The following is a 13,389-nucleotide window of genomic DNA, read 5'->3' as shown; positions in this document are numbered from 1 at the left end:
GCTAACCAGGCGCCAAACCGGCATAGACGGCCTGGATCACTTCTCCCGGCGTCGTTACGCCGCGCAACACCTTGTCCCGCCCGTCTTCCAGCATCGTCGTCATGCCTTCTTTCTTGGCGATCGCCGCCACGTCGTCGCCCGATGCGCGGGTTACAATAGCCTCGCGCAGCGCCGCCGAAACGTTCATGTGCTCCATAATCGCCACTCGACCCCGAAAACCGGTGCCCCGGCACGATTGGCAGCCGCGACCGACCGCTACCTTCGTCTGGGCGGCCGCTTCTGGTGGAATCTTCAGCGCGGCCAGCTCTTCGGGCGTGGCCGTGCCTTGAGTGCGGCACTCCGCGCAGATCATCCTCACCAAGCGTTGCGCCATCGCACAGCGGAGCACCGCGGCGATCAAGTAAGGCTCGGCGCCCATGTCGATCATTCGGCTGACGCTCTCCACGGCGTCGTTGGTGTGCAGAGTCGAAAGCACCAAGTGCCCCGTCAAGGCCGCTTGAATACCGATCTCCAGCGATTCGCCGTCTCGAATCTCGCCGATCATGATCACGTCCGGGTCGTGCCGCAGCATCGCCCTTAGGGCGCGGGGGAAGGTGATCTTCTCCGAAACCGGCACCTGCATGATATTGTCGCTAAACTCGTACTCGACCGGATCCTCGACCGTTACAATGTTACGGCGTTTTCTGTCCAGCGTGTTGATCGATGCATAGAGGGTCGAAGTTTTTCCAGAACCCGTTGGGCCGGTTACAACCAGCATCCCGTGCGCCGTCATCAGCGACCGCTTCCAGCCCTGCAGCACGTCGGGCGGCATGCCCAATTTGTCCAGATCGACCCGCATCTGAGCCGGGTCCAAAATTCTCATGACGATCCGCTCGCCATTGAGCGACGGAATGCACGAGACGCGAGCGCTCAGCTTGCGATCCAGATACTCCATGTCGATGCGCCCGTCTTGCGTGTCGCGCTTCTCGTCCAGGTGCATGTTGGCCGCCAGCTTGATGCGCGCCAGCATGGCCTGAGTCAGCTCCAAGTCGTTGATGACCTCAAACTCATGAAGCGCCCCGTCCACTCGGAATCGAATGCGGAGCGCGGTGCGTTCGGGGTGCAGGTGAATGTCCGAAACGCCCTGTTCGAGGGCCTGTATAAACATCCAATCGACGCGTTGGACCGCTTGCGACAGCTCGCCGCCCATCTCGCGCAGCATTCCGGACTGGCGCATCAGGATGCGAAACACGCGGCCGGATCCGCGCGTGCCGGCAGGATTCATGCTGGATATTATAACCTAAGGCTTCAGATCGACCAGGCTGATCGAGATGATGTCCTGGCACTCTTTGATGCTGCTCAGCGCCCGCTCGTCCGGCTTGCGATCCAAGTGAATCCGAGCGACCGCGGCCTCCGCGCCTTCAAAGACGACGTTTTCTGTCTCTTGCACGTTGATCCCCGCATCGCGCAAGCAATCGAACACGTGCGCCAAGACCCCAACGCGATCGAAATGGCGAACCGCCAGCATTGCGACCGCGGGCGAGCGTTTGGCCAAATTGACCGCGTGAGGCGCATGGCCGGTCGTCAGATATTCGCGCACAATGCGCACGGTCTCGGCGGCGATGGCCTCCTGCGCCTGCTCGGTGCTGGCGCCGATATGATGCGTGCCGTAGACGCCTTCCATCTGAAAGATCGGCGCATCGACCTCGCCTTCGCCCGATGTCGGCTCCTCGTCGAACACGTCCAGCCCTGCACGAAGGCCCTTCTCGCGCACGGCGTCCGTCAACGCAGCCTGATCGATCACCTCGGCGCGAGAAGTGTTGATAAAAAACGCGCCGGGTTTCATTGCGGCAAAAAAGTCGCGTCCCAAGAGATTGCGCGTCTCGTTATTCAAAGCAAGGTGCACGCTGGCGATGTCGCAGTTCCGGGCAACGTCAATGGGCGATTCTGCGAACCCAACCCCCAAGAGCTCCGCCTTTTCGGGAGTCAGCGAACGGCTCCAGGCGATGCACTTCAGCCCGAACGCTTTAGCGCGAGCGAGCGTTTCCAGCCCGATATTCCCCAGGCCGATCAGCCCCAGGGTTCTGCCATAGAGACCTTTCGCCTCACTGTAGGCCTTCTTTCGCCAGCGTCCCTGCCGCAAGTCGGCGACGTTGTCGGGTATCCGCCTGTCCAACGACAGAATCAGCCCCATAGCCAGTTCCGCCACCGCGATGGCGTTCTTACCGGGGCAGTTGGCCACCAAAATGCCCAAACGCGACGCGGCGGCCACATCGATAGTGTTGTATCCGGCGCCCGCGCGCACGACTAACTCTAGCGGACCGGCGGACAAGGCGGCTTCGGAGACCTTTGTGCCCCGAACGATCAGGATCGACGGGCTTGAAGAACGCACCGCTTCCACCAGTTCATCGTCCTTTGCATCCGGGCGAAAGACAACCTCGCAGCCCAGCGCGTTTAGACCATCGAGACCGGACTTCTCAAACTTGTCGGCGACCAGTATAACAGGCATGACCGATTCTACCGAATCTCGTAGGAACCGGCGGACGGCTTGTCGAATCGCTCAGGTGTGATACTGAACAAGGGCGTGTGCCATCCGCAAGGCTTTCGGTCATCGGGCGTTTGGTGCGGCATCAAGAAGCCGGGTTTGCTGGACCTCGGTCTAATCGTATCGGAACCTCCGGCGCAGATCGCGGGAGTCTTCACCCAGAACGTTGCTCGCGCCGCGCCGGTGATTTGGACGGAGAGCGCCGTTCGATCTGGCATCGGCTGCCATGCGGCGATCGTCAACAGCGGCAACGCCAACTGCGTTACGGGCGAATCGGGGCTGGTGCGCGCTCGGCGAATGGCAGAGGCGACGGCTGAGCGCCTCAACTGCATGCCCTTGGGAGTTGCCGTGGCCAGCACCGGTCTGATCGGCGCGCCCTTGCCGATAGAAAAGATCGAAGCCGCGCTTCCCGATCTCTTCTCTAAGTTGAGCACGGACGACGCCGCTCTCTCCGAAGCAATGATGACCACAGACCGATACACCAAGCGCGCCGCCATCGATGTGGAGACGCCAGAAGGCGTCTACCGCATTGGCGGCGTGGCCAAGGGCGCCGGCATGATAGCGCCCAACATGGCCACCATGCTCGCCTTTATCGCCACCGATGCCATGGTAGAGCGAGAAGCGCTGGATGCCGCTCTGCGCCGCGCCGTGGACGATTCTTTCAACGCCATCACGGTGGACGGCGACACCAGCACGAACGACATGGCGATTGTGATGGCTAACGGCGCTTCGGGCGTCGCAGCGGCCAATCACGACCTCTTCGTAACGTCGCTGCTGGAGGTTTGCCAAGCATTGGCCAAGATGATTGTGCGAGACGGCGAGGGCGCGACCAAGTTGGCGGAGATTCGAGTAACGGGCGCTGCCGACAAGGCCTCCGCCAAGCAGATCGCCAAGACCATTGCCGAATCGCCGTTGGTCAAGACCGCTCTGCACGGAGAGGACCCGAACTGGGGGCGCATCCTGGCCGCGGCCGGTCGAGCGGGCGTGCCCTTCGATCTGAACGCCTGCCGCCTTTCCATCCAGGGCATTTTGGCGCTGGAACGGGGAACGCCAGTGGAAGGCGCGGAAGAACCGATGGCCGAGGCGCTCAAAGCTTCCGAGATCGCGATCGAGTTGTCGATCGGCCCGGGCGACGGCCGCGCGGTCTACTGGACGTGCGACCTGTCGCACGAATATGTAACGATCAACTCGGCCTACAGAACTTAGGGCGCTCGGGAGGGCGAGCGTCCCCGCGAGCTAAAAGACTTGGGCTGATTCGTACTTAGAATTGTGCTACAGATCGAGAGATTCCCGTTCAACTCCAACCGAGAACAAAGAGAGGGCGAGCCGAAACGCCACAAACCGTCCGGGAGGGCGAGCGTCCCCGCGAGCCAAACGAACGGGATTTTTTGCAAATGTAGCACAATTTTGAGTACGAATCAGCCCCCTGAAATCGCCTTGACAACCCTTCGCATCGGAGCCGACATCGCTAACGAAGAGAGTTCATCCAGAGATGCCCAACGCGCATCCGAATAAGGCCCGGGCAGCACAGTGTCCGGCCTTCTCTGAGACTCCGGCCCGAAATCCGCCTCCATCTCGCCGCTCTCCATCAGCCCAAAAAAAGCACAAAGCTCGATCCTCCGATGCGTCGCCTGAGCCCGAAACCGTCCGACTGCAGACAACCGACCTGCCGTCAGCCCGATAGCCAAAGCAGCCCGCCGCGCCGCGCTCTCAGCGTCCTCCCCTTCAAAAACGCTCGCCTGCGGAAACTCCCACAAACCGCCCCACAGCCCGCCCTCAACGCGCCGCGCGACCGCAATCTCCTCGCCTCGGCGCACGATTGCGCAAGCCACAGTCATCCTCACCCCTGCAGGCCGCTCCTTAGGCCTGGGCAAATCCTCAACGACCCCATCGGCAAACGCCTTGCACGCATCGCGCCAAGGACATTCGCCGCACAAAGGATTGTGCTTGGTACAGACCGTCGCGCCCAGTTCCATCAACGCTTGGTTAAAATCCCCCGGTCGCTCCGGATCCACCAATTCTGCGGCAATCTCCCACAACCGACGATTCCTCGCGCTCCCGGCCGGCATGTCCAACGCAAACGCCCGGCATATAACCCTCTCCACATTCCCGTCCACCACAGGCTCACGCCGACCAAAAGCAATGCTAGAAACCGCCCCCGCCGTATATCGACCAATGCCCGGCAGACCCTGCAAATCGCTCGCCTCCTGGGGAAGCTCGCCGCCAAGCTCCTCCATCACCATACGCGCCGCCTTCCGCAGATTTCGCGCCCGCGAATAGTAGCCAAGCCCCTCCCACGCCTTCTCCACCTCGCTCTGATCGGCATCGGCCAGAGTTTGGATCGTTGGGAACCGCTGAACGAACCTCTCGTAATAAGGAAGCACGGTCGCGGTCTGCGTCTGCTGAAGCATCGCCTCGGCCAGCCAAATGCGATAGGGATCGTTCGAATCGCGCCAAGGCAGCGCCCGCTTGTTGCGGTCGTACCAATCCAACAGCAAGGCGCGCAGCCGATCCATGGTCGTGTATAATAGTACGCTCGGAGATCAAGAATGAAGAAAGGAATCCATCCAACGGTTCAAACCGTTACGGTTACTTGCGGTTGCGGCAATACGTTTCAGACCCTTTCCGTTCGGGACGAGGTGAGGGTTGAAATATGCGCGGCGTGCCATCCCGTCTTTCGGGGCGAGGGCGGCATGCGCATTGTGGACACCGAGGGCCGGGTCGAGAAGTTCATGAAGAAGTATCAGAACTTTGGCCAGGCCAAGAAGTAGCCGCACGGTCAATGCCGGCAGAAAGCGGTAAGCAAGCCTATTGGCGATACGGCGGGCAGGCGGTCATCGAAGGGGTGATGATGCGCAGCCCGCGCTACTTTGCCGTCGCCTGCCGCGCGCCCGACGGCCAGATCATATTGCGCGCCGAGCCCGTCGCCAAAGGCTGGCTGGGTCGGTTGCAATTTCTCAATAAGCCCTTCCTGCGCGGAGCGCTGATGCTCATCGACAGCCTCGCGCTGGGCATTCGGGCGCTCAACTTCTCCAGCACGGTTCAACTAGAAAACGACCCTGACGCCAAACCGATGCCCAAGTCGCTCAACGACCTGGCCATCGGCGCGACCATTTTTGTCAGCATTGGGCTGGGGCTGTTGCTCTTCTTCGCGCTGCCCACCTATCTGGCCGATGTGCTCAAACGAGCGCATTGGGACAACTTTCAAATCAATCTGGCCGAAGGCGCGATCCGTATCGGCATTTTCTTGGGCTACGTCGGCGCCATCGGCCTCATGCCCGACATTCGCCGCGTCTTTCAATACCACGGCGCCGAACACAAAGCGATCAACGCGCTGGAAGCCGGATTAGAAAACACGGTCGAAAACGCTCGCGCCCAAACGCGCCTGCACCCGCGCTGCGGCACCAGCTTCGTGCTATTAGTCCTGGTGGTCGCAATCTTCGTCTTTTCGCTCATGGGACGGCCCCCCATCTATATCCGTCTGCCGATGCATCTGGCCGTACTACCTTGGATCGCCAGCTTCACATACGAAATCATCCGCTTTGCAGGCAAGTACCGCGATGGCTTTCTGGCCAAATATCTGTTGGCGCCGGGGCTTTGGAGCCAATACCTGACCACGCGCGAACCGACGGACGACCAGATCGAGGTCTCCGTCGCCTCGCTGCAGGCCGTGATCGATATGGAGAACGACGTCGATCCCTTCCTACGACGGCAGGTAGAAGAAGAGGGCGCCCATCATGAGGTAGAGGGTGAGCAGCATGACCCCCTCCAGCCAGTTGCTCTCCCCGTCGACGGAAATCTGGCTGACGACCAAAGCGCAAAGGAAGATGGCCGCGATCTCGGGCACGGTGAAGAGCAGATCGAGCGGCCGGCCCAGCGCGTACCCGAGCAGGACTAACGCCGGCGCGACAAAGAGCGCAATCTGGATCGACGAGCCGAGCGCAATGGTCATGCTCAAATCCATACGATTGCGATAGGCCGCTATCACCGCCGTGCTGTGTTCCGCCGCATTGCCGACGATCGCCACAACGATCACGCCGACGAACAGTTCGCTCCACCCGACCGCCTCTGCCGTGCTTTCGACCGAACCGACCATCATATGCGCCAAGATCGATACGCCGATAGTAGCCAGCACTAGCGCGGTCATCGACTTGCCGACCGACCATTGCGCCTCGCCATGATGATGCGCTAATCCCTCTTCCACTTCCGCCGTCTCGCCTACATAAAGATGCTTGTGGGTCTTGAGCGCAAACACAAGGCTCAGCCCGTAAACCAGCAAAAGCACAATACTGATTTCGAGGCTCAAATCCTGTACGACGGCCGCCTCGCGATTGCCAAAGTGATGAAACAGCGCAGGCATAAAGAGCGCGGCAACGGCCAACGTCAGCAAAGTGGCCGACGCCCGAGCCGCTGTCGGATTAAACCGCTGAGACGGATGCCGGACGCCCCCCACTAACAGCCCTAACCCCAAAACGAGCAGCGCGTTCCCAATGATCGAGCCGGTGAGCGACGCCTTGATGATGCCGTGCATAAACTCCGCGCGAGAGGGATCTTGGGCCGCTTTGATCAGCGCGACGATAGCGATAATCATCTCCGCCGCATTGCCAAAGGTCGCGTTCAATAGCCCCCCGATGCCTTCTCCCAACCGCGCCGCAAGCCGTTCTGTAGCATGCCCCATCCATCCGGCCATAGGAATAATGGCGATGCACGAAGCGACGAAGATGAGCGTCGGCGTCGACCAAGAAGCATGAAAGCGAGCGTGCGCGACCTCCAACACGATAGCCAGAGGGAAGAAGACGAGCAGCCAGTTGAGCGAGGGTCTTGCGAGCTGTTTCAACATCTATTCGGCAGCCTCCTGAAGATACTTCGTGCCCAGCGCCACCACAGCCCGACGGTCGATCGTCTTCGGCAACTCTGCCGTCGCCATAAACTCCGACCATGACTCCTCAAGCGTGCGACCGTGCGTAAGAGAACGGCCGGCAGCCACTGAGAGCGAGTGCGGCGCCTCGAAAATCATCTTGTAATGGAGCGCGCGAGACTTGAGCTGACGCACAATCTCGCCCGATACGCGCCGCCGCTTCTCAAAATCGATCTCGACAATCTTTTGCCGCGCCACCGCATCGTCGATCTCTTTGGCATTGCCGACCATCGCCTCCAAAACCTCGGCAGGCTCTAGCCCCGAGGCATCGATGATCGGCAGATCGAGAAACTTCCTAGCCTGGGGAATCTCATGCTTGGTCAGCGCCTTAGTGTCTGTGTCGTACTCGACGACCACTTTGGACACGGTCAACTCTTCCCAAATGTTGGTGGTCGTGTACTCTGTCGAACCCGAATAGCAGGCATTGGGAGACAGTTGCTGAAACACGTGATAATCGCCCAGGGCGATATAGTCCCATCCCGCCTTGATCACATGGCTCTGGGGAAGCGACGAGTCGGATCGATACCGCCCAACATCCTGCAGAGGCCCGTGCACGCACAACAAATTCACCGCAGACTTGGGGTCGGGCGCCAGCGAGGTCGGTTGAATGTCTCGCACGCCGCGAGAAGGCACGCAAAGCACGGACGCGCCAAACTCTTCGAGCCGTACCCGCTCAATTCGATCCGTAACGACGGTAATGCCCCGGATATTGCGAAACAGGGCGAGAATATTGCCCGCCTCGGCCGTCTTGGGCGTCTCATGATTGCCCGCAACGATGAGAAGCGGCTTATGGTTGCGATGGTCTTGAAACCGAGCCAAATGGTTGAACGCCGCTACCACAGTGTAGTTGGTGGGGCGCACGGCATGAAACAGGTCGCCCGCGATAATGATCAGGTCGGGCTCGATCTCCAAACAGACTTTGAGCGCGTTGACAAAAGCCTGCTCCACATCCTTTTGCCGCTGGTTGATGCCGGTCGGATCGGTGCGGTTGAAATCCCGATAGCCCAAATGAACGTCGCTCAGATGGGCGATCTTCATTTGAACGGATCGTCCTCCGAAAGCGAAGTCGGGTCGTCCGTCGGATAGTCGGCAATGGGCGGCCGAGGCGAGGTTTCTACAATGGGCTTCCCTAACAAACCGGCAAAAAACCGCAGCGCCTCGTCCGCTTTTGGCTTGGCGCTCAGGGTCTTGACAAGCGCGTTGACCGCCGCCTGATCGTTCTGTCTTCCCGACAATGCGTCGTAAACCTCGTTCGGCCTTAGGTTGGGATACTCCGCTCGAAGCCGCGCGACGACCGCATCGGCAAACGGAAGCCTCTCAGGCGGATATTTGGCCATGCCGTCCTTGCCCGACATCACCGGCGGCCTGGGAAAGCGCGCCCAAACCGGTTGAGCAAAGTACGGATGCCGCACCAACATCTCGCCCACCCTCAATGTGCCCAACTTCTCCTTGATAGCGGGCGTAAATATCTGATAGGGCGCCTGCGCCAGTTCCTCCATCTCGGATCGGCCATAAAAGGCGGTCGAACAGTTGCCCACAATCTGCCGATCGATACGGCTGCGAAACTGCTGAGCGCCAAACAGCGTCAAGCCTAAATATCGTCCCCGGGCGCATATGTCGCGCAGAGTGCGCAGAATGTAAGTCTCCTGCCCGCTCGACTCGGCATACTGGTTCAGCTCGTCCACCACCACAACCACCCGATCCACGCCCAAGTCCTGATTCTCCATCCGCTCGCGAAGCTCGCTGATCACGCGGGTAAAAATCAAATCTTGGGCTTCGGCTCGAAGATTGGCCATATCGATCGCGTAAATCGCACGATCCTCGAACTCGCCCCACGGCAAGTCGAGCGTCTCGTTGCCCGAAGACACCAGCCCCGCATAGCGAACGGTGAGATTGTTGACGCGATTGAAGACCTTTCGTATCGTCTGCACGGCGTGAGAATGCCAGCGCTCGTCGCGGCTCTGCTCGATCTCGCGCAGCGCCCGGTCGAACCAGACTTTAAGCTCCTCGAAGTTCGTAACCGGCAACTTGAACCCATCGTCAAATTCATACTCGCCCGGATCGACCACGCGCTGGCGCAAGAAGCTCAAAAAAGCATCGGCGCGGGCATCCACATCGTCCCGATTCATCGTGATCTCGGCGTATCGCATCACCTCGCGCAAGCCCCACTGCAAGGGCCTGACATCGCCGACAAGATCGGGATGGGTTCGCAAAGAAGCCAGATTCACCAAATCCTCTCGAAGCGGCGCATAGTAGCGAACCTTCTCGAACGGCTTTGGATCAATTCCCACCGCCTCGTAAATCTTCAAGTCCTCTTCCGGCAGCGCTTCCGCAGGCGGTTGGTCCAGAAATAGCAAGTCGCCGCCCTTAACGTTGAAACAGACCACAGCAAGGCTCCCAGCGGCCTTTTGAAAGAGGGACGCCAGCACAAATTGGATCGCGCTCGTCTTCGCCGCTAAACCGCTGGCGCCGGTAACGTTTAGATGCCCGGCTTCCGGGCCGATCAGAAAATCGGCATCGACGCAAATCGGCGAGATAACGCCGTCGTTGTCGTGCGCACCGACGGGAATGCGCCGCGCTTCGGGGATGTCGTCCATGCGCAGCGAAAGCGAGACGTCCTCGCCGCTCGAGAGATAGACGGGCGCGATGGGTACGGGCTGGACGGGCGAATCGGGGTCGCGCCGCAGCACGGCGGCCTCGTACAGTCGCATCTCTGGCCTTTGAGTGGGCGGCAACGCATTCGGGTCGCCGTCAAAACCCAAATAGTCGTAAAAGGGCGTCTGAGCGTCGTTGTAACCGTGGCCTTCCTCCACCACGCCCCAAACTCTCAATTCGCCATGGCGCACGACGACCAGCGAACCGATGCCGATGCGGGCGTCGAGCGGCGCCCAGAAGTAAAAGCGGTAAGCGGTGTTGGGTTTGCTCTCCGTCCCTATGACCCGTCCGATAGGTCGCTCGTCCATGATGAGTAGCAGAGTATACCGACTGCCTTGTACCTACGATTGCACAAAGTCGTCTTACAGGGCCCAACTCTCGATCCCGGCGTTCGGCACAGGGTTGCGCTACATTTTCTCGAAAGGCCGTTCAGAAGCTTGCGGCGGATTCTGACTCCAGCCAACGCAGGCGCGCTTAGACCTTGAGTCTGACTGAAAGCCCGCTCGAAACGGTATTGTTTCACGCTAAGGGCACTAAGATACGCAAAGGATGACTGCCGGCACGGCGATTCAAAACGCGCTCCGACAGCCGCCACAAATCCTCGAAATCGTGCTATAATGCATTTGGCATGAGTAGCCTTCGCCGGATTATGGTCGTTTGGACGTTCGTTTGGGCGGTCGCCCTGTTGGGCGGCGACCTGGCGCACGGCCTCATCCATCATGACGGCCACGAGGCCAAGCCTTCGTGCCAACTCTGTATCGTTCACAGCCAGATCGTCGACGCGCCCATTATCGTCGATGTCTGCGCCCTTACGATCCTCATTGAACAGCCCGCTCCCGTCTATTTTGCTTATGAGCGAGAAGCGAGCGTCGAAGACGCTCGCCCGGCTGTACCCCGCGCGCCCCCGGTTGCCTAAGTCCTTGTTTTCTTAACAGCGCTCTGTGCCGCCTCGGCGGCCACCGACCAGCGATTTTCTAACAAGGAGGCAACAAACAATGCATCGAGCATTCATCGCAGTATTGGCTCTGTCGACGCCGGTCATTGGCATCGCTCAGCACGATACGGACATACTTTTTGGCGCAGGCAATGCGATCGTTCGCGTCGTCCAGCCGCAGCCGCATCCGATTCGCACCATGAGCAGCGTGCAGGGCTTCTTTCTGTCCGATGTGGGGATGGACTTCTACTATCCCGACGGCGCCAATCAACCCATGCTACAGACGTGCACTGTGCGGACGGTTTACATTGCGCCGGGCATCACGGGCAACAAGTCGGGCGTGGGCAACGTGTTCTGCGCGTCCGGCTGCCCCAACCAGTTTGTCCTACCGTTCAACGGAACGGCGCACCACCACTTTATCTTTTCGACCAGTCAGCGCAAGGTCTACGTTTGGGACTTTCGCGCCGTTAATGCGCGAGACATCGGCGGCAACCCGTTGGTGGACGACCCTCAGGTTTATCGGGTCTACTTTCTGACGCCTGGGACGGCCCGAATCGGCGGCCAAGCCGATCCGAGCGGCCACTATCGCGGCGACCCATACAACCTTTGGATCACCGTTCAGTTAAAGAACGGCTCGACCGTGCTGCATTCCGACTCTCAGCCGATCAACAAGCACGCTGTACGGGACTATCTGGTTGGATTCGACGCATCGGGCACGTTCGACGTGGCTGCCAAGCTGAGCAAGCACCTGTCGAGACTGGCGCCTGCTCAAACCCTCGGCAACGTTGAAACTTCTCTCAACTGGGCGTTTCCTTTCTTGGGAGACGTTAACAACGACGATATCATCGACGATGCCGATTTGGCCGCAGTCTTGGCCAGTTTCGGCACGAACGACTCGACCGCCGATCTCGATGGAGACGGCTTGGTGGACGACGTAGACCTGGCCATCGTTCTATCTAACTTTGGACAGGCAGGGGAGGCTCGTTAAAAAATGAGGACGTTCACTATGCATATGCGTATTGCTATGGCCGCACTGACCGCCCTGGCTTTGACCGTTTCGCCAGGGCTTGCCCAGCACGACGACGACCTGCAGCTGAGCCATGATGGCATTCGGCTGGAGATCGTCGAACCCGACGAGATCACCGACGACAACATTCTGGAGCTGGAGTTTGAGGAGTTGATCCCCGGCCTTTTGTGGGGCGTCGAACTCGGCTTCGAGATCTTTCACAGCAACGGCCTGCCGACCTTGCAGCGCGCCATGGTTCAGCAGCGCTGGATCGCGCCTGGATTGTTCGGCACGATCGAGGGCGAGATCGACCCGATATTTGGCGAGGGATTGCCCGGCTCGTTGCTGCTCGACCAGAACCGCGACCACGCTCACGTGGTCTTTACGACAACCCAACTGGGCGAGAAATGGTTTCGATTTCGATTGGAGGGCGGCCTTGCTGCCGATGGAACCCGACTGTTCGATTCGAAAGACTACTGGATAGCCATAACGCCAGAACCGGCTTCGATGTTTGCCCTTGCGACGGGTCTTGGAGGCTTGGCTCTGGCTCGACGACGCCTTAACCGCAAGTAAAGGAGGGAAAATCGCGGCCCGGCGGCTCCTGACGTCGGGCCGCGAATCCCAATCCTAAGAACCATAATAGTTGGTGGGAGTATCCAATGAAGAGGAAGGTTGGTTTTACCTTAATCGAGCTGTTGGTGGTGATCGCGATCATTGCCATTTTGGCGGCTATTCTGTTTCCGGTTTTTGCCCGTGCGAGAGAGAAGGCGCGGCAGACCCAATGCGCCAGCAACATGCGGCAGATGGGCATCGGTGTGCAGATGTATCTGCAGGATTACGACGAGACGTTTCCGCTCGATTCGCACACGGGCACCAATGCGCCGTGGGTTTGGATTCGGGCGATCGAGCCTTATGTCAAGACAGGCCTGCTATACCGATGTCCGACGGATCCGAGCATCAACTTCGAGAAACCGTTGCAGGGCTATGTTACGACGCGGAAGACTTCGTACGGCACCAACTTTTGGATGCTGCCCCGACTGATGGTGGACGACATGACCACGCACTGCACGGGCTACAACCACTTAGCGCTGATAAAGGCGGCTTCGAACGTGGTCTACATTGCCGAGCTTAAGGAGAACATGTCGGGCGGAGCGGACCACTTTCATCCCGCCGCATGGTCTTTTCCCAACAACTGCGGCACGTATGTCGATCTTGAGCAGGAGATGGCGCGTCAATGGCACGACGAGGGCGCGAACTATGTTTATGTGGACGGGCACGTCAAGTGGTCAAAGTTCAGCCAACTCTGGACGGACGACGGCAGGATCGACGCATTTGACCCGAGGCGCGATTAG

12 protein-coding genes and 1 pseudogene are annotated in these 13,389 nt (G+C 59.6%); 7 read left to right on the top strand and 6 right to left on the bottom strand.

Features of this window, described 5'->3' with window-relative positions; genetic code table 11:
- Window position 1 precedes the first annotated feature (1 nt).
- Together HUU60_00170 and HUU60_00165 are read right to left on the bottom strand one after the other, a co-directional pair.
- Window positions 2-1,231, bottom strand: a complete 1,230-nt coding sequence (locus HUU60_00170; GenBank protein NUL81121.1) for a type II/IV secretion system protein — start codon at window positions 1,229-1,231, stop codon at window positions 2-4.
- A 48-nt stretch (window positions 1,232-1,279) separates the two neighbouring features.
- Entirely contained in the window at window positions 1,280-2,488 is a 1,209-nt protein-coding gene (locus HUU60_00165) for a hydroxyacid dehydrogenase (GenBank protein NUL81120.1), read from the bottom strand.
- A 63-nt stretch (window positions 2,489-2,551) separates the two neighbouring features.
- On the opposite strand from HUU60_00165, the gene argJ reads away from it, so the two are divergent.
- Window positions 2,552-3,730: a bifunctional glutamate N-acetyltransferase/amino-acid acetyltransferase ArgJ gene (argJ, locus tag HUU60_00160; GenBank protein ID NUL81119.1), complete on the top strand. Its 1,179-nt coding sequence runs from the start codon at window positions 2,552-2,554 to the stop codon at window positions 3,728-3,730.
- 212 nt (window positions 3,731-3,942) lie between these two features.
- Here argJ and mutY read toward each other — a convergent pair whose 3' ends face one another.
- Window positions 3,943-5,040: an A/G-specific adenine glycosylase gene (gene mutY, locus HUU60_00155; GenBank protein ID NUL81118.1), complete on the bottom strand. Its 1,098-nt coding sequence runs from the start codon at window positions 5,038-5,040 to the stop codon at window positions 3,943-3,945.
- 33 nt (window positions 5,041-5,073) lie between these two features.
- Between mutY and rpmE the strand changes: the two genes are divergently transcribed.
- Together rpmE and HUU60_00145 are read left to right on the top strand one after the other, a co-directional pair.
- Window positions 5,074-5,295 (top strand): 50S ribosomal protein L31, encoded by a 222-nt coding sequence (rpmE, locus tag HUU60_00150; GenBank protein ID NUL81117.1) that lies wholly within the window; start codon window positions 5,074-5,076, stop codon window positions 5,293-5,295.
- An 11-nt stretch (window positions 5,296-5,306) separates the two neighbouring features.
- Window positions 5,307-6,197 (top strand): annotated as a pseudogene (locus HUU60_00145) (DUF1385 domain-containing protein).
- 30 nt (window positions 6,198-6,227) lie between these two features.
- Here the strand turns inward: HUU60_00145 and cax are convergent.
- The 3 genes from cax to HUU60_00130 are packed head-to-tail and all read right to left on the bottom strand — an operon-like array spanning window position 6,228 to window position 10,405.
- Window positions 6,228-7,364 carry a calcium/proton exchanger gene (gene cax / locus HUU60_00140; GenBank protein NUL81116.1) on the bottom strand — a complete coding sequence of 379 codons (1,137 nt, stop codon included), beginning with the start codon at window positions 7,362-7,364 and terminating at the stop codon, window positions 6,228-6,230.
- Window positions 7,365-8,480, bottom strand: coding sequence for a metallophosphoesterase (locus HUU60_00135; GenBank protein NUL81115.1), 1,116 nt, complete (start codon window positions 8,478-8,480; stop codon window positions 7,365-7,367).
- Window positions 8,477-10,405 (bottom strand): ATP-binding protein, encoded by a 1,929-nt coding sequence (locus HUU60_00130; GenBank protein NUL81114.1) that lies wholly within the window; start codon window positions 10,403-10,405, stop codon window positions 8,477-8,479. The genes HUU60_00135 and HUU60_00130 overlap by 4 nt, the downstream gene beginning before the upstream one ends.
- A gap of 320 nt (window positions 10,406-10,725) precedes the next feature.
- Here HUU60_00130 and HUU60_00125 point away from each other — a divergent pair, with 320 nt between their 5' ends.
- The 4 genes from HUU60_00125 to HUU60_00110 all read left to right on the top strand — a co-directional run bounded on the left by HUU60_00125 (window position 10,726) and on the right by HUU60_00110 (window position 13,389).
- The gene (locus HUU60_00125; GenBank protein NUL81113.1) at window positions 10,726-11,013 is read left to right on the top strand and encodes a hypothetical protein; all 288 of its coding nucleotides are present in this window, start codon (window positions 10,726-10,728) and stop codon (window positions 11,011-11,013) included.
- Window positions 11,014-11,092: 79 nt separating this feature from the next.
- Window positions 11,093-12,019 (top strand): hypothetical protein, encoded by a 927-nt coding sequence (locus tag HUU60_00120; GenBank protein ID NUL81112.1) that lies wholly within the window; start codon window positions 11,093-11,095, stop codon window positions 12,017-12,019.
- Between the two features lie 3 nt (window positions 12,020-12,022).
- On the top strand, window positions 12,023-12,610 hold the full coding sequence (locus HUU60_00115) for a PEP-CTERM sorting domain-containing protein (protein NUL81111.1): 588 nt from the start codon (window positions 12,023-12,025) through the stop codon (window positions 12,608-12,610).
- An 86-nt stretch (window positions 12,611-12,696) separates the two neighbouring features.
- Complete coding sequence (locus tag HUU60_00110; GenBank protein ID NUL81110.1) at window positions 12,697-13,389, top strand: DUF1559 domain-containing protein; 693 nt, start codon at window positions 12,697-12,699, stop codon at window positions 13,387-13,389.

Source organism: Armatimonadota bacterium (assembly GCA_013359125.1).
Taxonomy (GTDB): Bacteria; Armatimonadota; Fimbriimonadia; order Fimbriimonadales; family GBS-DC; genus JABWCR01.
This window is presented reverse-complemented; position numbering and strand designations above follow the sequence as displayed.